Below are 18415 nucleotides of genomic sequence, written 5' to 3'. Positions count from 1 at the left end.
TCTACCGTACCGGCTTTCGGGCCCAGATCAGGCCGTAGTCCATTTGTGTAGGAATGTTCGCATCAGTCGGTTCCAGCCCGGCTTCCGCGAACCAACTGCGGTATTCCCGGCGGCTGTAGCAGCGCCCTTTCGTGACCCAGAACAACTGCGCCGAATAGTCCGTAACGGCGAGCGGTCCGTCGAGGGTATCGTCCAGAAAGGCATCGTGCACCCACAGTTCACCCCCCGGCCGGAGTGCATCGGCAAAGCGACGGGCCAGCATTCGGCAGGTGTCCGTAGGCCAGTCATGAAACAGACTTGCCGCCAGCAATACGTCGGCTTCGGGGAGGGCGTCGGTCAGCATGTCGCCGGGTTGGAACGTAATGCGGCTCCGGACTGTATCGGCACCCGGGCGGCCGCTCTGGCTGAACGTATCGAGCAGTTCGTTGGCAACGGCCAGCACCTGCGGCCGGTCAAACAACGTAGCGGTCGAGGTCGGGTTCGCCAGTAACCATTCGAAGGTGAAAAAGCCGCTGCCGCCCGCTACGTCGAGCAAATGCCCTTGGCGCTTCGTCATCTGGTCGGCAACCACGGGCGACAGATGCTGGGCGCGACCTGCCAACCCCAGCGTCAGAAAGCGGGCCTGCTGGGGATCATCCATCGGCGAGTGCGCATCGCCTTCCTTAACGAAGGCAAGACCTTTCGGGGTTTGCCGGGGACCGTCATTACGCAGCCGTTCAGCCATATCCAGTACGCCGGGATCGGTACCCTCAAGACCCAGATAGCCGGCCAGCGTCGGACGGTTGTCCGGTGTCAGATACTGACCGAGGGCTGTCAGCGCCAGCCGACCGTACGCATCGTAGTGGATCATCCCCATCGCACAGAGGGCCGGAAACAGCACCATGGCGGGCCGTTCGGCCAGACCAAGTTGGTTGCGGAGGTTTTCGGGGGAAAGCGGCCCGGCGCTGAGGTGTTCAAAAACCGACAGGTGATGAACGGCGGCAATCAGCAGCCGGGACCCGAACATGGCCCGCTGGTGGCGGGTGATGGTGGCCAGGTCAGGCGCGGAATTAGTTGGCATGCTGCAAATTTACTGCGCCGAGTCTTTCGGTGCTACGCCCGATTGCTCCTGTTCTTTCTGTTGTTTCGCCCGCTCTTTTTCCCGCTTTTTGAAGAAACCACGTAGCAGGAAGTTATGCTGGGCGGCTTCCAGATCCTCGTTGAGCAACTGGCTGCCCCGGTTCAGGTTGCGAAGCGTAGTTTTCAGGTTGCGCGAAGTTTCCTCATCGTTGAGCAGCGTGCCGAGCGCGTTGTTGTTGGAGGTAAGTTTGCTCGATGCCTGATTCAGCTTGCCAGACGCCTGACTCAGCGTACTGACGGTTTCCTGCGCTTTGGTAGCCACCTGCTCGAGTTGCCCAATCGATGAGCGAATGCGGCTGAACACGACAGTATCTGTAACCAGTTCGTTAGCCAGGCCACCCTGCTTGTTGAGTTTGCCGGCAAATTGAGTCACCGCCCCCGACAACTGAACGGTATTCTCCGAAGCCTGCTGCAGGTTGTTCATGGTTCTCCGGAAGTTGTTGGCCAGCACCGAATCTGTTAATACGGCCCCAACCGTACCTTTACCCCGTTTAATATTGCCGAGCAGGTCTTTTACGTCGTTAGTGACCCGTAGCAGGTTCTGGTTGTTTTCCTGCAGCGTTTCCAGCAGTTCTTCCGAACTAAGCGCTTCGCGGGTTTGCAGCCGGTCGCCTTCTTCAATGGGTTCGGCCTGCGTTGTGCCGCCGAAAATCTCCACAATACGATTCCCGATCAGACCGTCGGAGCTGATGGTGGCGCTGGCATTTTTGCGAATGTATTCCTGCGAGCTTTTTTCGACGTTCATCTCTACTTCAACCTGTGCGTTGCCCAGGAAGTGAACTCGCTTGACGGTGCCGATTTTGACGCCGGAAAACCAGACGTTGTTGCCAGCCCGCAAACCGCCGACGTTCTTGAACACCGCATTGATCCGGATGCTGCTGGTAAACCGCTTTTGCTGGCCCCCCAGTACCAGTATCCCGGCAACCAGAATAACCAGACCCAGTATGATAAATATGCCAACGACGACTGAGCGTCTGTTATCTCCCGCACTCATGGTGGTAAATGATTAATAACTGTCGTTATTCGATAAAATTATAGTGGTAAAATTGTTGGACCCGCTCGTCGTTGGTAGCAAATACCTCGTCGAACGTACCCTGGCGTTCAAACCGACCGTCCAGCAGCATCGCCAGGCGGTCGCCGGTTTCCTTTGCGCAGGTCAGGTCGTGAGTAATGATGATGGACGTAGCCCGGTGTCGTTCCTGCACCTCGTTGATCAGGTTGTTGATGTCGTTGGACGTAATGGGGTCCAGCCCGGCCGTCGGTTCGTCGTACAGCATAATATCCGGCTTCAGGATGAGCGTCCGGGCAATACCGATCCGCTTGCGCTGTCCCCCTGATAGTTCGGAAGGCATCTGGTTGATGGTCTGGCTGAGACCGACGTCTTCCAGGGATTCTTCAACGGCCCGGTTAATCTCCTGCCGACTCAGGTTCCGTACATTCCGAACCAGCGGAAATTCCAGGTTCTCGCGGATGGTCATGCTGTCGTACAGAGCACTGCTCTGAAACGAAAACCCAACTTTCAGTCGTAGTTGATCCAACTCCTTGACCGTGAGGGTATCTACGTCCTGTCCGAGTACGTTGATGGTACCGGCATCGGGTCGGAGCAGGCCAACGATGAGCTTGATCAGCACAGACTTGCCCGTTCCCGATCGCCCGAGTACCACCAGGTTTTCGCCTTGATATACATCGAGATCGACGCCCCGGAGTACGTGCAGATCGCCGAACGACTTGCGGAGCCCCCGGATTGAAATGACGACGTTGTTATGATCAATATGTCCCTCGGGTTTTTTCATACGCTTATACTGCCCGCAGAGCCGCTACGATCTGCAGGGCCAGCAGTTCTTCAATAAAAACCAGAAACATGGACGTAACGACGGAGGAGTTGGCCGCTTTCCCGACACCCTCCGTACCCTTCGATGAATGGTAGCCCTTGTAGCAGCCGACCATTCCGATCGTAAACCCAAATACGAACGATTTGATTACCGATGAGAACACGTCGAGGTAGGTGATAGCCCCAAAAAACTGCTCAATAAAGGCCGGAAAGCTGGTCGCTTCATTCGCGTTGACGTTGATGAAAGCCCCCACCATTGCCACGAAGATGGTGTACATCGTCAGCGTCGGAATCGCGAACGTAGTAGCCAGTACGCGACTTACGACAAGGAACTTGTACGGGTTTGTCGCCGACACTTCCATGGCGTCGATCTGTTCGGTCACCTTCATCGAACCGAGCTCGGCACCAATGTTGGAGCCAACCTTGCCCGACGCAATCAGGGCCGTCACGAGCGGGGCCAGCGCCCGAACAATCGCAATAGCAATCAGCGACGGCAGCCACGACGTAGCGCCGAATTCGGCCAGCGATGGCCGCGACTGGTTGGTGAAGACGATGCCGGTGATGAAACCCGTCAGCGAAATGAGTCCCAGAGATTTATAGCCGACCTCAAAAAATTGGCGAATAATCTCTTTGCCTTCGTAGGGAGGCATGAGAACTTCCTTAAAAAAGCGACTCACAAAAGCCGCCACGTTGTAGAGTTCCAGAAAAACACGGTCGAGCCGTCGCGTAACAACCGGTTTCTCGGTCGCTGCTTCATCTGGTTTCGTTGTAGTGGACTCCATTCACAAAGGTAGTAACCTGGTCATTAGTCAATTTATTGGCCAGCGTAACCTGCATAACGCGAATAGCGCGGGTCGGGTTTGAATTTGTTATAAAGTGAACTGAAAGAAGGCGAAGAATCGCCGTAAAATTTAGGTAGTACGTGTCGGGTACCAGGTCCGAAAAACGACACCGGTTCACGTTGGCACCCCTGGCGACAGGGTAAAGCAACCGTAAGATAGGGCAGACGCTGTAGCCAATTCCAATGCAAAAGAGGGCCTTCATCAAGCCCTCTTTTGCGTGTTGAGTTTTATCGTACAGAATGAGTAAGCTCACGCAGCCTGCCGATAAAAGGCGTCGGGCCGGAAGTGATACGTCGTCAATCCCTCGGGCGACAAAAAAGATGAATAATCATCAGGGCGCGATAGTAATTCCTTATACAGCAGGACGCGGTAGAGGTAAAAACGGGTCTCGCGTGGTAACCGCATCTGGTAATAGCTACAGTCGGCCTGGCGTCGTAGCTGGGCTTTGATAAAACCCGGTCCCGCGTTGTAGGCTGCGGCTACCAGCGACCATGACCCAAACTGATCGTAGAGCCGGCGCAGGTATTTACAGGCCGCTTCGGTGGCTTTGCGGGTATTGAACCGCTCATCAACCCGGCTGCTGACCTTTAGGCCAAGTTCGCGGGCCGTGGCGGGCATTAACTGCCAGTAGCCACCCGCGCCCTTCCGTGATACGGCTTTCGCATTCAGGCCGCTTTCGGCGAGGGGAACGTATCGGAAATCCGACGGTATGTCATACTTTTCCAGGATTGGATCAATCGTGGGGAAAAAAGATTCTGATTTTTGCCGAAGCCCGCCTAGCTGGCTGCTGTGTGGCCGGAAGTTCGTGAAGACGTGCTTCCAGCGGGTAACCACGTCGGCCTGATCGAAGGGCATCGTCTCGCCACAGAAGTTGACATCCAGCAGTGGGAGGTCGGCATCAGTGACCGAATGCCGCAGCACCGATGACGCGGAATAGTCGGCAAAAACGGCTTTGGTATTGTCTTTGGGAATGATCGGCGTCGCAACAAACTTGGTTGCGGCCATAGCGGCTGGGCGTACTACGGCCATCAGCAAGGAGAATCCAACTCGTTTAATCAAAACAGCTTCACACTTGATACTGGTGTCTTAACGATGAAGTACGTGTGAATCGTGCCTGATTATCAATATAGTGCAGGCTTTTCTTCTATAGAAACAAAAACGCAGTGTAATCGGAAGCGCCTGTTTACACTGCGTTTTTTGATGTACTTGTTTTAGTAGACTATTATGTAGATTTAGTAAGTAGCGTTAACAAATGAATACGCTTCCGTTTCTGGTATGGATAGATGTATGGACTAAGGTTAGGTAAAGCGTTACTGGTTATCAGAGCAGCATAAAGCAACTACAGATACCTGCGAGGCTATTCGTCCCGAATCAGCGTACGAATTTGTCCGGCCATTTCGGGAGTTACCTGCGTGTCGTGTACGGTCTGTGCATGAACGGCAGCCTGCTGAAGAACTTCTTCCTCGCTGGCTGCGTGGATCTCGGCGTCGCAGTCAAAGCCGGCATCGCGGCAACGAAGTGTTTTCATGGCGTGGTTGGGCTTAGGAGTGTTTTCGTATGAAAAATAAATAAATTTTTCGTACGGTCATCAGCTAACTTTCCATATTTTTTGAACGGTAGTTATGTAGTAAAACTCACGGAGCTGCTGCTTTTTATCATATACTTTTTCGCTGAACAATGCCCCTCCGCTCACAAGAATGGTTTGGCCGCACCGGTAAAGACGGCTTTATCTATCGCGCCTGGATGAAAAACCAGGGATTTCCGCATCACGAATTTGAAGGCAAGCCGGTCATCGGCATCTGCAATACATGGTCAGAACTAACGCCCTGCAATGCCCACTTCCGCGATCTGGCCGAGGCCGTTAAGCGGGGCGTCTGGGAGGCCGGGGGCTTTCCGCTGGAATTTCCGGTGATGTCGCTGGGCGAGTGTCAGATCAAACCCACTGCCATGCTGTTCCGAAACCTGGCCAGTATGGACGTCGAAGAATCGATCCGGGGTAACTCGCTGGATGCGGTTGTACTGCTTTGTGGCTGTGACAAGACTACACCCTCGCTGGTGATGGGCGCGTGCAGTGTGAACTTGCCCACGCTGGTGGTATCCGGTGGTCCGATGCTGGCCGGCCGGTTTCAGGGCCGCAAGATCGGAACGAGCGATCTCTGGCGGTTTGCCGAAGATTACAAAACCGGCAAGATGACCCAGGCCGAATTCGTAGCCGCCGAAGCCAGTATGGCCCGTAGCCAGGGGCATTGCGCCGTGATGGGAACCGCTTCCACAATGGCTGCTATGGCCGAATCGCTGGGACTGGCCCTGCCCGACAACGCTACTATTCCGGCCGCCGACTCACGCCGGAAGGTGCTGGCGCATATGGCTGGTATGCGGGCCGTCGAACTGGTGAAAGAGGACCTGAAGCCGTCGGATATCCTGACGCGACAGGCTTTTGAAAATGCCATTATGGTCAATGCCGCGCTGGGTGGTTCAACGAATTTCATCATCCACCTGATGGCTATTGCCGGCCGGGTCGGGGTAGACTTATCGTTGGATGACTTCGACCGGCTGTCGGCGAAGATTCCGCTGCTGGCGAACCTCCAGCCGTCGGGAGAGCATTTTGTTGAGGATCTATTTTATGCCGGGGGCTTACCGGCCATCATCCGCGAACTGCGGGGCTTTCTGCATAACAACGTAATGACGGTTAACGGCCGCTCGCTCGGCGATAACTGCACCGGGGCTCAATGCTTCGATCCGGCCGTTATTGCATCGGTTGATAAGCCGTTCAAACCCGAATCAGGGATTGCCGTACTAAAAGGGAATCTGTGTCCCAACGGGGCGGTGCTGAAGCCGTCGGCCGCTACACCGGAATTGATGAAACATACTGGCCGGGCCGTGGTTTTTGAAAACATCGACGACTACAAAGCACGTATCGACGACCCAAATCTGGACGTTGACCCCAGTTGCGTGCTGGTGCTGAAAAACGTAGGTCCCAAAGGCTATCCGGGAATGCCCGAAGTGGGCAATATGCAACTTCCGGCCAAGGTGCTGGCCCAGGGTGTTCACGACATGGTACGTATCTCTGATGGACGCATGAGCGGTACCGGCTTTGGTACAGTCGTGTTGCACGTATCACCCGAAGCGGCCGTGGGCGGCAACCTGGCGCTCGTTCAGGATGGTGACCTCATTACGCTCGATGTTGAACAGCGGCTGCTGCATCTGCACGTATCGGACGAAGAACTGGCTGGTCGGCTGGTTCAATTCAAGGTGCCTGAACTGGGCTACGATCGTGGCTACGTTGGTCTGTACATCCGGCACGTCACGCAGGCGCATGAAGGCGCTGACTTCGATTTCCTGCGGGGTGGATCGGGCTCGGTGGTGAAACGCGATTCGCACTGATTTCCATTAGTGGGCGAATTAATTCGCCCACTGGAAGAACGAACGATTTACACATCCACCGTAACCATGAACAATTACATTGCCTTTTATGTCCACCTGGTATGGACAACCAAGTACCGGGAGCCGGTCCTGCATAAAGACGTTCGTTATCCTCTGTTTGAGCACATCAGTTATATTTTCAATCAGGAGCAGCACCACGCCGTTCATGCGCTCGATGATGAGATGAAAAAAATTGCTTTATATGCCAACTAACCGTTCTGCTAGCGGGCGAATTAATTCGCCCGCTGATGGAAGTTTTCAACACCAGGTTGCCGTTATTACGGGCGCGGGCCAGGGCATCGGATTTGCCATCGCCCGCGCTTTGGTTCAGCAGGGGGCACACGTCCTGCTGAACGATTACGACGAAGCACTGGCCCGAAAAGCCACCGAAACCATCAATCAGGAAAGCCAGGGTACGGCTCGTTGCGAAGCGTATCCCGGCGATGCTTCCGACGTAACGTTTATTCAGCAGATGGTTAACGCGGCCGTGGAGCGATTCGGGAAGCTAACCATTGCCATTGCTAATGCAGGCATTACCGTATTCGGCGATATTTTCACCACAACGCCGGAAGCCTTTCAGAAGATCGTGGACCTGAACCTGCGCGGAAGCTTTTTTCTGGCTCAGGCGGCTGCCAGCCAGATACGAAAGCAGTCGGACGTGACGCCGGAGCAGGGTGGCAGTGTCCTGTTCATGTCGTCGGTGGTAGGGCATCAGGCGCACCCCGGCCTGCCTGCCTACAGCATGACGAAAGCCGGTCTGGAAATGCTGGCCAAACAACTGGTGATTGATTTTTCGCCCCTTCAGATTACGGTCAATGCCATTGCACCGGGGGCAACGCTCACAGAACGGACGCTGGACGATCCGACGTACATTCCGATCTGGTCGCGTATTACGCCCATGGGCCGCCCGGCTACGGTCGAGGATATTGCCAATGCCGCTTTGTTTCTGGTGGCGCCAGCTTCGCGGCACATCACGGGGCAAAGCCTGGTTGTCGACGGCGGCTGGACGAGCATTAGCCCCCCGCCAGTCTCTTAACTGGAAGCCTCAGAAGCGAATGCCTATCCAGCCGTTAGCAAACAGAAGTCCGGCAACGTAGCAACTTGATAGAATGGTCACAAGCAGATAGGCCTTCAGCCAGCCGTTTTGCAGAAACTTCCACCGGCGAACCAGTAAGTAAACAGCCGCGACGCAACAGCCGGCGAAAACCAGCGTACCCGCAAATATGATGGTAGCCGGCAATGTTTCATCCGGACCGGCGGTTAAGTTGCCCACTAGATTGCCCAGGGCGAAAACGGCGGCTATCAGGGATAACGCGCCAAGGCCCGGTAGCAACCTTAGCCAGGCATCGGGCGCTGCGTAACTACGCTGGAGGGTAAAAATGAACCAGACTATTCCGGCAAGAATCGAAAAGCCAACGAAGACGAAACTGATCAGGAGCAGTAGGCGCAGTCCCCACGCTTCCAGCCATGAGCTGTGCCTGAAGTAGTTGCCCTGGTCGCTTATGACCCGATTCCCGGCCGCGTCGACCGTCAGGACGATACTGGGCAGGTTATCATTCGCTTTGCGGAAGGTGAGCGGGCCGGTTTGAATCAAGCGGGTTTCATTACCGAACGCCCGGCTGAGCACCAGTGAGTCACCGTCCATGCGAAGCGATACCCCGGTAAGCTGTCGTTCAAGAAAACCTAAGATTTCATTACGTGGACTTCCGGCGCGATACTGCCCTAAATAGGGTTCAACGGCTTGCTTGTCGAGGGGCTGCGCAGTCAACGTGGGCGAAGGTGCCTGGCGGGTCAGAAAATCCGCCACCATTTTATTGATGGAGGCTAATGGGTTGCTTCCATTGTTTGACAAGGCATAGCCAACGCCCAGCTCGCGGTTGTAGCCAAATACCGAGATAAAGCCATCAATACCGCCATTGTGACCATGATACGGGTACTTACCATTCAGGTTGCCGGTGTAGTTAGCCAGTCCGTAACCAGCCTTTAGCCCCGCGTTGGCTGCTAATGTGCTGTGGGGTGTTTCCATCTCCGTCAACACAGAATCCGGTAGCCACTGCCCCGTCTGGGTTTGCCAGTCGTTAAGAAAAAACTGTATCCATCGTGCCATATCAGTGGCACTGGCATTCAACGAGCCGTCGGACCCACCATAAATAGGCAAAAACGGCACCTTCTTGAACGAACCGTCGGCCCATTTGTAGCCTTGCACGTAACGACCGGTCTGGTCGGGACGTAAATTCAGATTGCTCTGCGTCATACCGGCCGGGCGCATGACCTGCTCCGTTACAAACTGATGCCACGGCTGACCGCTTAGTTTCTCGATGAGGTAACCAGCCACGACATAACCCGGATTGCTATACGAAAACCGCTCACCCGGCCGCCAACGGCACCGTAAAGCTGGTTCAAAAACCTTCACAGCCGCCAGGCCCTGCGGATCTGTGGCCTCGTGGTTATACACTTTGTTGAACGGCATGTCGTCAAATCCGGCGGTATGCTCCAGTAAATTGACCACGCGAACGGGGTTTGTGCTAGCCCAGTCGTTCTGGATCGGCACTTCCGGTGCGATTTTACTGACAGGATCGTCAAGCTTCAATTTACCCTGACTGACCAGCTTCAGAATGCCCATGGTGGTGAACATCTTGGTGATCGACCCCATTCGAAACAGATGCTGATCCGTAACGGGTGTTTTACGATCAATGTCCGCCAGGCCGAGTCCTTCGGCAATCAGCACAGAGTCTTTAGTAGCCAGCACCAGCATAAGGCCGGGAATGTGTTCCCGCTTCATAACCTTCTGGATTGAGTCGCGCAGTTCGGCCAGTGTGTTAATAGGCTTGCGTGGGCGTGGTGTAGCCTGGCTGCCGACGGGTAAGGCCAGGCATACCGCCAGAAGCAGGAAGAAGCGCATAGGGAGTAGCGAGTTTGCCGTACTGATTGGTAAGTTGACAACTTTTCGGTTTGTTGTCAATCTGAGTTGTACAAACGGTATCGCCAACGTCCGGGCTAAGTTTCTGCCTGGCCTGATTACGTACCAAATCTCATACGGCCAAGCGGGAGCTTAGCCCGGACGTTGGCCAGTAATCATACTGCATATACTTGGCCGTGCCGGCAGCGACCTCTTCACCGAGTAATCTTCCAACAACATATAGCGACAAATCAATACCAGCCGAAACTCCAGCGGAAGTCAACACTTTGCCGTTGTCAACGTAGCGTTCGTCGGGTAAGATGGTCGTGTTGGGAGCTAGCTGTTGCAGGCTTTCAAGCGCTCTGTAGTGGGTAGTTGCCGAAAGACCTTCCAGCAAACCCGCTTTCGCCAGAATCAACGCGCCTGTGCAGACTGATAGGACCAACTCGGCCGTTTCGGCTGAGCGACGTACCCAGTTCAATACGGCCGGATTGGCCATTTCGCGCCGGGAGCCGTAGGGTGTTCCGTCGGAAAGATGGCCACCACCACCTGGCACAATGATGATGTCGGCGGGAGGGTGGTCGTTCAGCAGGTACGTGGGCTGAATCGCTAAGCCATTACGGGCGTAGACAGGACCACGTTCGGCGACCGTAAAGACATGGAACGGTCGCTGGCCGGCATACTGACCAGCAACGCCGAAGACTTCGAAGGGACCCGCAAAGTCGAGAACTTCAACCTCGTTGAAGATGAAAATAGCTACAGTGCGCATTGATTCAATCAGTAAATAAATGAGTTAGCGAATGATTGAATATACCAGGCATTTACTAACTCATTTATTTACTGATTATTTTTTGCCGAATGTAATCAACACAACTCCACCGAGCGCAATCAGAGCACCAAGAAGGGATTGGGCTGAGAATGTTTCGCCCGCGAAGAATACGCCCAACAGCATAGCCACAACCGGGTTTACAAAAGCGTAGGTCGAAAGCAGTTGCGGGCGGGCATTACGGGCCAGCCACGCGTAGGATGAGAAACCGATGATGCTGCCGAAAACAACGAGGTATAACATGGAGCCGATGGCCTTGCTGGGGGCATCGACAATGCTCCAGAGCGTGACGGGTTCCACCGCCAGACTGATCGCCAGCAGCACAAAGCCACCGACCAGCATCTGAATACCGCTCGAAATGATCTGCGACGGCAGCGACACGCGCGGGGCCAGCAACGTACCGATGGCCCACGAAAAATTACCGACCGTAACGAGTCCGGCACCGATGAGGTTGGCATCAACACCACCGGTCGTGTGCAGGCGGTCGGGTTTTATCAGGAAGTAGATACCCAGCAAACCCAGTCCCAGGCCGGCCAGGGCCATATTGGATGGTCGTACTCTACCGAATGAAACCCAGTTGAGCGTCAGCAGAAATACGGGCAACATACCTCCCAGCAGGGCGGCCATGCCGGTCGGGATATATTGCAGAGCAATGGTGAGCGCCCCGTTGGCAATCGTCAGCAGCAGGATACCAACTAGCCCGGCCGATTTCCAGTGTTGGGTGGTCGGGCGGGACGTACCCGTCAGGCGGGCGTAGCTATAGAGAAGCGTACCGGCAATAATATACCGTAGCGATGCCATGTACAAGGGTGGCATTCGCTCCGTCATAAAGTGGATAAACAGATAGGTTGATCCCCACAGAATGTAAACCGACACCAGCGCTGACCAAAGTGTCGTTCGATTTGACGGGGTAATGACCGGAGTAGAAACCGCTTGCATAACTCGTACCGCTTATTTGCCTCTGTAACACCAGCAAGTTGACTTTTTCTCCGTTGAGACTCAAGTATTTTACACAGTTCGTTAATAATTTATGAAGATTCTAAGCAAAAGAATATTTGGGGAAGGAGGAAAGGGAAATAAAGGAGGAAGGGGAGGAGAGGAGGAAAGGGGAGGAAATAAAAAGGCTTTTCCTTTTCTCCCTTCCTGCTCTCCTCCCTCTCTTCCCCTTCCTCCATTTCAATAAAACACCTCCGTCTGATTAGCTTCCAACTGCTTGATGAGCTGGGCGTAGGGGCCAGATTTGGTATCGCCCTGCGACAGGGGGTTGGCGCGCAGATACACTTTTTTGAGGCTCTTAAGGCTGCTTAGTGTGATGGGGAGTTCCTGTAGGTTGTTGTTGCTCATGTCAAGTTCCTCCAGCGAGGGCAACGATGCGAGGATCGGGGGTGGCACCGTAAACCAGTTGTAGCTAATGTCAAGCACGCGCAGGGTCTTAAGCTTCTGGAGTGATGCTGGTAACTGGCTGATGCGGTTATGATGCGTGTATAGTACCTGTAGTTTTGGCAGTCGGCCGAGCGTAGCAGGTAGGGTAGTAAAGTCATTGTGGGCGATGGCCAACTGTTCCAGCCGCTTCATCCGGCGCATGGAGCGGGGCAGCGTCGTCAGCTTGTTGTAGTAGAGGTCCAGTACCTTCAGGCGACGAAGGCCCCCGAAGTTTTTGGGTAGTTGGGCCAGCCCGGCGTTGTAGAGGTTCAGGTCGTTGAGCCGGCGCAGGCGACGAAGCAGTTTGGCGTTAACCTCCCGCAGTTTGTTGTTTCCCATCCACAGGCTTTCCAACCGCCGGTTGTTGCCGACCGCTTGCGGAATACGGGTGAGCCGATTACCCTGGAGATTTAGCGCGAGCAGGTGATTATTCTTTGGGAAGAAGACACTGTCGTCGGGGATGCTGTTGTACAGAAAACTCAGTCGTTTCAGCGTGGGAATGCGCTCGGTCAATTCGGCGGGTACGTAGCGAAGGCCATTCTTCGACAGATCCAGCTCTTCCAGCTTCGGGAAGCGGTAAACAACGTCGGGGATGTCGGTTAGGTCAAGCTGGTTAAAAGCCAGCATCCTTACGGTGTCGGGGCGGTCCGTTTTACGCGCAGCCTCCAGGGTAGCGATGATGCCCGGTCCGCGTCGGGGCTTGCGGGGTTGTGGTACGTTGCCAATCTGCGTGAAACGACTCGTCTGAAAGCCGGTTGTCGTTCGAATGGGGAACGGATGTTGCGTATACCAGTCGGTCAGAACAGCCAGGAGGGCCGTGTTTTGGGCTTCCGTCAGGGTGTCGCTCCTGAACTGGCAAAATACCCAGTCGTAGCTGCCGTCGGGCCGGACAAACTCCTGAACCTGTAGCAGCACCCCTTTAACCGGAAGGCGTTTTTTGTTAGCCTCCATGAAGCTGAAAAATCGCTGCATGGACGCATGGGTGCTATCCATAAATCGTTTGCCGTGTCGCTCAAAAACGCCTTTCTCACCGCTTCTCGTTGCCAGCGCTGGTGGGTAAGTCTTCGCCAGTGCCGTAGGCGATACGCCCAGCCGAGCCGTATCGTTCAGTAAAACAACCCGGGTCTGTGCCCATCCCGATACCAGGGTCAACCCAAAAAGTGCGGAAAGAAAGAGCTTTTTCACGGCGTAACGTATTTTTTAGTGAAATAACGAAAATTATAGTTAATACAATATGTTAAAACGGGATTTATCTGGTTAAATTCAAGCTGTTGAGCTTAATCAGATAAATCCCGTGATCTTTCGTGCGGTTCAGATAACGATTAATCCTTTTTCCCGCTGCCGACTGAAGCGGCTGGTTGTTTTTCGGCTATCTTCTTGGCTGCTTTCTCAAAGTCACCGGCTTTTACGGCTACCATCTTGCTATGGTCGAGGTACTTCTTCACGGCTGCGTTTACCTGATCGGGCGTGAGGGCTTCAATCTTTTTCTCGAAGTCGGCGTCCCAGGCTAGCGTGCGGTTCAGGTCAAGGTAGCCGTTCAGCCGACCGGCCAGCGAACCGTCCTGCGACCGCGTTACCGACCGGCTCTGTAGCCAGCCGCTCTTGGCCGCCTTGATTTCGTCGGGGGCGAAACCGTCCTTGGCCATCTTCTCGAACTCTTCTTTAATGGCCTTTTCCAGTTTCTCGGCGTTTTCAGGATTGTAAATGGCGTACGTACCGAACGAGGCTACCTTGTCGCGCGGATCAGCGTTTATGTAGGAGCCAATGCCGTAGCTGATACCTTCTTTCTGCCGGACGCGAGTGGCCAGGCGTGAGTTCAGGAAACCGCCCCCCAGCATGTAGTTACCCAGCACCAGCGCCGGAAAATCCGGATCGTCGTCGCGCATCGGCAGGTTGAAACCAGCTACAAACATAGCGTTGGCTTTGTCGTTCGTCTGGATCGACTCGCCACCCGGCTTGATGTCCTGATACGTCCGGGCAATACGGGTATACGGCTTTGCGGCTTTCCACTTGCCCAGATCGGTCTTGATCATGGTGCGGAGGGCAGCCTCATCGAAGTCGCCTACCACAGCCACCGTCGCGTTGTCGGCTCCGTAGAAGTCTTTGTAGAACTGCTTGACATCGTCGAGTTTCAGGGCTTTGATGGCTTCGATTTCTTCATCGAAGGTCATGGTATAGAGCGGATGGCCTTTCGGATAAGGACTCAGCAGGCGCTGGCTTACGTTGAACGCAATGGCCTGCGGTTCCTGCTTCTGCGACTCAATCTGCGCCAGCCGTTCTTCCTTCAGCTTCTGGAATTCGGCTTCGGGGAAAGTCGGGTTCTTCAGGTAGTCGGTCACGATCTTCATCACGGCGGGCAGGTTCTCCTTCGAGGCTTCAACAAATACCCCGGCTGTCTGACCGCCACCACCTACGTAGGCGCGGGCCTTCAACTTGTCAAGTTCATCTTTGATCTGCTGATAGGTCCGGGTTTTGGTGCCGCGTTCGAGCATGGACGCCGTCATGCTGGACACCACCGACTTGTTCATCAGGCTTTTCTCGTCGCCGTAGCGGATCGTCATCTGTACGTTCACGCTGCCACCCCGGGTGCTTTTCGGCAGCAGGGCGTATTTGACGCTCTTCGGTTCCTGGCCGCGTTTGGTGCGCGATTCGATGTTGGCGGGCGATACGTCGAAGGCTTCGCCGGCCGCAATGGCTTTCTCGCCTTTGTAATCTTTTACCAGTTCCGCTACGTTCGGCGCTTCCGGAATTTCGGCGCGGTCGGGCTTCTGGTCGGGGATGAACACGCCCACGGTACGGTTCGAGGGCTTCAGGTAAGCCGAAGCTACGCGCTGTACGTCGGCGGGGGTAACTTTGCGAATGTTGTCGCGATAAAGATACACCAGACGCCAGTCGCCGGCACCCATCCACTCGCTCAGTTGCAGGCCGACGCGGTCGGTGTTTTTGAAGAGCAGATCGATATCGGCCAGCAGCTTCGTTTTAGACCGTTCAACTTCTTCTTTCGTCGGCGCTTTGCGGGTGATCTCATCCAGGGTGTTCATCATCACCGTCCGGGCCGAGTCCAGCGACTGTTCTTTACGCACTTCGGCGTAGAAATAAGCAAAGCCCGGATCGTGTACCGAAGGGGCCCAGCCGTATTGGAAAGCGGCTTTTTTGCCTTCAACCAGCGCTTTGTAAAGACGGCCGGATGGCTCATTGGTCAGGATGTCGATAACGACGTCCATCACGGCATAGTCGGGGTGCGAGCCGGATGGCGTATGGTAGGCAACCCCGACGGCCTGGGTATCGCCCACACGCTTCAGCGTCACGTTACGTTCGCCGTCCTGCGTCGGCTCGACTGTGTAGGGCTTTTGCAGCACACGCTCCGGCTTTGGAATAGGCCCAAAGTACTCGTTGATCAAGGCCAGGGTTTTCGGTTCATCGATTTTACCGGCCACCAGCAGAATCGCGTTGTCGGGCTGGTAATATTTCTTGTAGAATGCCTTCAGGTTATCGATGGGAACGCGCTCAATGTCCTCCTTTGAGCCGATGGTCGATTTGCCGTAGTTGTGCCACAGATAAGCCGTTGACAGAATCCGCTCCATCAGCACGTACTGTGGCGAGTTCTCGCCCATTTCAAACTCGTTGCGCACGACCGTGAATTCAGTTTCCAGGTCTTTCTTGTCGATGAAGCTATTGATCATCCGATCCGATTCCAGGTCGAGTGCCCATTTCAGGTTCTCGTCGGTAGCCGAAAACGTTTCGAAATAGTTGGTCCGGTCGTACCAGGTCGTACCGTTCGGGCGGCAGCCATGTTCGGTCAGTTCCTGCGGGATATTCTTGTGCTTGGTCGAACCTTTGAAAACCATGTGCTCCAGCAGGTGCGCCATGCCGGTTTCGCCGAGGCCTTCGTGCCGCGACCCAACCAGATACGTAACATTCACGGTGATGGTCGGCTTCGATGGGTCGGGGAAAAGCAGCACCCGGAGACCGTTTTTGAGCTGATACTCCGTAATGCCTTCGACCGACGTGACCTTCGTGACGCCGTTGGGAAGGGAACCCGTAGCCTTATCCTGCGCTGGGGATACGGCAACGCTGCCGCTCAGCAAAGCGGCAACCAGCAGCCATCTTCGAGTAGAGTGGTTCGGGAAAAACATGAGGATAGTATTTAAGTGGAAACTATTCGTATAGTTAACGATACGTAGCTGTAAAACCAACTTCTGTTACAACTTTTTAACAAAAGGGTTTTAAGGCTGATGTGCGGTTATACTACTAATAATCAGGATGCAAAATGTCTCCATTTTCCACACGAAGTGATGGCCGGAACGGTTGATAACCGCCCGGCTGATAAAATATACCGTTCCGGGGTAGCTGTCGGCAGTGGTTTTGGGTTATTCTGAAAAATACAGAACCACCTAAAACTTCACCAAAACATGCAGGAAAGCCAGAAAACATACCTTTGGTGGCAGACAGGCGTAGTTTATCAGATTTATCCCCGATCCTTTCAGGACAGTAACAGCGACGGTGTGGGCGACCTGCGCGGTATTATCCAGCGGCTCGATTACCTCCAGTGGCTGGGAATCGATGCCGTCTGGCTGTCGCCGATTTACCCGTCGCCGATGGCAGACTATGGCTACGACATTTCCGATTACCGGGGTGTCCATCCGCTGTTCGGGTCTGAAACGGACTTCGACGAGTTGCTTCAGGCGGTACACGGCCGGGGCATGAAACTCATTCTGGACCTGGTGCCGAATCATACGTCCGATCAGCACCCCTGGTTTCTGGAATCCCGTTCGTCGCGTGATAACCCGAAACGTGACTGGTACATCTGGTGCGATCCGCTGCCGGATGGCTCCGTGCCGAACAACTGGCTGAGCGTATTTGGGGGACCGGCCTGGGAGTGGGACGAAACCACGCAGCAGTACTACTACCACGCATTCCTGAAAGAGCAGCCGGATCTGAACTGGCGGAACCCCGAGGTGCAGCAGGCCATGCTCGACGTTATGCGGTTCTGGCTCGACAAGGGCGTCGATGGTTTCCGGGTGGATGTCATGTGGCACATGATCAAGGATGAGCAGTTCCGCGATAACCCGGTCAACCCCGACTACCAGGCGCACATGGCTACGTACGAACAGCTACTGCCAGTGTATTCGACTGACCAGCCCGAGGTTCATACAATTGTCCGGCAGATGCGAAGCGTACTCGATTCATACGACGAGCGCATGATGATCGGCGAAATTTACCTGCCCATCCAGAAGCTGGTAACGTACTACGGTATCGACGGGAAGGGGGCGCATCTGCCGTTTAATTTTCAGTTGCTGTCGTTGCCGTGGGATGCCCGGCAGATTGCGTCGGCCATTGATCAGTACGAGGGCGCCTTACCGCCGAACGGCTGGCCAAACTGGGTGCTCGGCAACCACGACCAGCCGCGTATCACGAGCCGCGTCGGTATGCAGCAGGCGCGGGTAGCGGCCATGCTGCTGCTCACCCTGCGGGGCACCCCCACGATCTACTACGGCGACGAAATCTGTATGCGCGACGTACCAATACCGTTCGAGGAAGTGCAGGACCCGCAGGGGCTGAACATGCCCGACAAGAACCTGAGCCGTGACCCTGCCCGGACGCCCATGCAGTGGGACGGCAGCCCCAACGCCGGTTTCACCGACGTGAAACCCTGGCTTCGGCTGGCGGCCAACTACAGCCGGGAGAACGTAGCGGTACAGCGGGACAACGACCTGTCGATGCTGACTCTCTACCGGCGGCTGATCGACCTGCGCCGGAACGAACCAGCCCTGCAGGTAGGTACATACACGCCGGTGTATTCAGATATGAATCTGGTTGCCTTTAAACGAGAGGCTGAAGGGCACGATAGTTTCCTGATTGTGCTCAACCTGAGCCACCGACCGGGCTACTTTCGGCCTCAGCATTTCCCTTTCACCGGTACGGTAGCGATTGCTACCTATCCCGAGTCAGAGGGCGTTAGTGTCAGCGATACCCTCAATCTAAGTGGCGACGAAGGGGTTATCATTCGGTTGCAGTAACCTCACCCCAACCCCTCTCCTTGCCAAGGAGAG

The 18415-nt window shown here is 54.9% G+C and carries 15 protein-coding genes; 4 read left to right on the top strand and 11 right to left on the bottom strand.

Translation table 11 applies throughout. From position 1 onward, the window contains the following. Position 1: 1 nt before the first annotated feature. The 6 genes from BN8_RS19170 to BN8_RS32215 form a co-directional block, all read right to left on the bottom strand. Positions 2-1060, bottom strand: coding sequence for a methyltransferase (locus tag BN8_RS19170; RefSeq protein ID WP_009283583.1), 1059 nt, complete (start codon positions 1058-1060; stop codon positions 2-4). A gap of 9 nt (positions 1061-1069) precedes the next feature. Beyond that, positions 1070-2113: an MlaD family protein gene (locus tag BN8_RS19165; protein ID WP_009283582.1), complete on the bottom strand. Its 1044-nt coding sequence runs from the start codon at positions 2111-2113 to the stop codon at positions 1070-1072. Positions 2114-2138: 25 nt separating this feature from the next. Then, positions 2139-2912, bottom strand: coding sequence for an ABC transporter ATP-binding protein (locus BN8_RS19160; protein ID WP_009283581.1), 774 nt, complete (start codon positions 2910-2912; stop codon positions 2139-2141). A 4-nt stretch (positions 2913-2916) separates the two neighbouring features. Next, positions 2917-3732 carry an MlaE family ABC transporter permease gene (locus BN8_RS19155; RefSeq protein ID WP_009283580.1) on the bottom strand — a complete coding sequence of 272 codons (816 nt, stop codon included), beginning with the start codon at positions 3730-3732 and terminating at the stop codon, positions 2917-2919. A gap of 309 nt (positions 3733-4041) precedes the next feature. Then, positions 4042-4821 carry a lytic transglycosylase domain-containing protein gene (locus BN8_RS19145; protein WP_009283579.1) on the bottom strand — a complete coding sequence of 260 codons (780 nt, stop codon included), beginning with the start codon at positions 4819-4821 and terminating at the stop codon, positions 4042-4044. 328 nt (positions 4822-5149) lie between these two features. Then, complete coding sequence (locus BN8_RS32215; protein ID WP_009283578.1) at positions 5150-5320, bottom strand: DUF1059 domain-containing protein; 171 nt, start codon at positions 5318-5320, stop codon at positions 5150-5152. A gap of 149 nt (positions 5321-5469) precedes the next feature. Between BN8_RS32215 and BN8_RS19140 the strand changes: the two genes are divergently transcribed. The 3 genes from BN8_RS19140 to BN8_RS19130 all read left to right on the top strand — a co-directional run bounded on the left by BN8_RS19140 (position 5470) and on the right by BN8_RS19130 (position 8251). After that, the gene (locus BN8_RS19140; RefSeq protein ID WP_009283576.1) at positions 5470-7176 is read left to right on the top strand and encodes an IlvD/Edd family dehydratase; all 1707 of its coding nucleotides are present in this window, start codon (positions 5470-5472) and stop codon (positions 7174-7176) included. Positions 7177-7242: 66 nt separating this feature from the next. After that, complete coding sequence (locus tag BN8_RS19135; RefSeq protein WP_009283575.1) at positions 7243-7428, top strand: transposase; 186 nt, start codon at positions 7243-7245, stop codon at positions 7426-7428. Next, positions 7418-8251, top strand: a complete 834-nt coding sequence (locus tag BN8_RS19130) for an SDR family NAD(P)-dependent oxidoreductase (protein ID WP_009283574.1) — start codon at positions 7418-7420, stop codon at positions 8249-8251. The genes BN8_RS19135 and BN8_RS19130 overlap by 11 nt, the downstream gene beginning before the upstream one ends. 9 nt (positions 8252-8260) lie before the next feature. Here the strand turns inward: BN8_RS19130 and BN8_RS19125 are convergent, their stop codons facing one another. The 5 genes from BN8_RS19125 to BN8_RS19105 all read right to left on the bottom strand — a co-directional run bounded on the left by BN8_RS19125 (position 8261) and on the right by BN8_RS19105 (position 16498). Continuing rightward, positions 8261-10117, bottom strand: coding sequence for a serine hydrolase domain-containing protein (locus BN8_RS19125; protein WP_009283573.1), 1857 nt, complete (start codon positions 10115-10117; stop codon positions 8261-8263). Positions 10118-10247: 130 nt separating this feature from the next. Next, positions 10248-10883, bottom strand: coding sequence for a DJ-1/PfpI family protein (locus tag BN8_RS19120; RefSeq protein WP_009283572.1), 636 nt, complete (start codon positions 10881-10883; stop codon positions 10248-10250). 75 nt (positions 10884-10958) lie between these two features. Further along, positions 10959-11879: an EamA family transporter gene (locus BN8_RS19115; RefSeq protein ID WP_009283571.1), complete on the bottom strand. Its 921-nt coding sequence runs from the start codon at positions 11877-11879 to the stop codon at positions 10959-10961. Between the two features lie 237 nt (positions 11880-12116). Then, positions 12117-13547: a leucine-rich repeat domain-containing protein gene (locus tag BN8_RS19110; RefSeq protein WP_009283570.1), complete on the bottom strand. Its 1431-nt coding sequence runs from the start codon at positions 13545-13547 to the stop codon at positions 12117-12119. Between the two features lie 137 nt (positions 13548-13684). Beyond that, positions 13685-16498, bottom strand: a complete 2814-nt coding sequence (locus BN8_RS19105; protein WP_009283569.1) for a M16 family metallopeptidase — start codon at positions 16496-16498, stop codon at positions 13685-13687. Positions 16499-16774: 276 nt separating this feature from the next. On the opposite strand from BN8_RS19105, the gene BN8_RS19100 reads away from it, so the two are divergent. Continuing rightward, positions 16775-18382 (top strand): alpha-amylase family glycosyl hydrolase, encoded by a 1608-nt coding sequence (locus BN8_RS19100; protein ID WP_009283568.1) that lies wholly within the window; start codon positions 16775-16777, stop codon positions 18380-18382. Positions 18383-18415: the final 33 nt, after the last annotated feature.

It is taken from the genome of Fibrisoma limi BUZ 3 (genome assembly GCF_000296815.2).
GTDB classification, from domain to species: Bacteria; Bacteroidota; Bacteroidia; order Cytophagales; family Spirosomataceae; genus Fibrisoma; species Fibrisoma limi.
The sequence above is the reverse complement of the archived record's forward strand: the minus strand, read 5'-3'. Positions and strand labels throughout refer to the sequence as shown.

Excerpts from the sequence above, each read along its gene's own strand:
- BN8_RS19170 (WP_009283583.1), bottom strand. The coding sequence starts at position 1,060 with ATGCCAACTAATTCCGCGCCTGACCTGGCCACCATCACCCGCCACCAG.
- BN8_RS19165 (WP_009283582.1), bottom strand. The coding sequence starts at position 2,113 with ATGAGTGCGGGAGATAACAGACGCTCAGTCGTCGTTGGCATATTTATC.
- BN8_RS19160 (WP_009283581.1), bottom strand. The coding sequence starts at position 2,912 with ATGAAAAAACCCGAGGGACATATTGATCATAACAACGTCGTCATTTCA.
- BN8_RS19155 (WP_009283580.1), bottom strand. The coding sequence starts at position 3,732 with ATGGAGTCCACTACAACGAAACCAGATGAAGCAGCGACCGAGAAACCG.
- BN8_RS19145 (WP_009283579.1), bottom strand. The coding sequence starts at position 4,821 with ATGGCCGTAGTACGCCCAGCCGCTATGGCCGCAACCAAGTTTGTTGCG.
- BN8_RS32215 (WP_009283578.1), bottom strand. The coding sequence starts at position 5,320 with ATGAAAACACTTCGTTGCCGCGATGCCGGCTTTGACTGCGACGCCGAG.
- BN8_RS19140 (WP_009283576.1), top strand. The coding sequence starts at position 5,470 with ATGCCCCTCCGCTCACAAGAATGGTTTGGCCGCACCGGTAAAGACGGC.
- BN8_RS19135 (WP_009283575.1), top strand. The coding sequence starts at position 7,243 with ATGAACAATTACATTGCCTTTTATGTCCACCTGGTATGGACAACCAAG.
- BN8_RS19130 (WP_009283574.1), top strand. The coding sequence starts at position 7,418 with ATGCCAACTAACCGTTCTGCTAGCGGGCGAATTAATTCGCCCGCTGAT.
- BN8_RS19125 (WP_009283573.1), bottom strand. The coding sequence starts at position 10,117 with ATGCGCTTCTTCCTGCTTCTGGCGGTATGCCTGGCCTTACCCGTCGGC.
- BN8_RS19120 (WP_009283572.1), bottom strand. The coding sequence starts at position 10,883 with ATGCGCACTGTAGCTATTTTCATCTTCAACGAGGTTGAAGTTCTCGAC.
- BN8_RS19115 (WP_009283571.1), bottom strand. The coding sequence starts at position 11,879 with ATGCAAGCGGTTTCTACTCCGGTCATTACCCCGTCAAATCGAACGACA.
- BN8_RS19105 (WP_009283569.1), bottom strand. The coding sequence starts at position 16,498 with ATGTTTTTCCCGAACCACTCTACTCGAAGATGGCTGCTGGTTGCCGCT.
- BN8_RS19100 (WP_009283568.1), top strand. The coding sequence starts at position 16,775 with ATGCAGGAAAGCCAGAAAACATACCTTTGGTGGCAGACAGGCGTAGTT.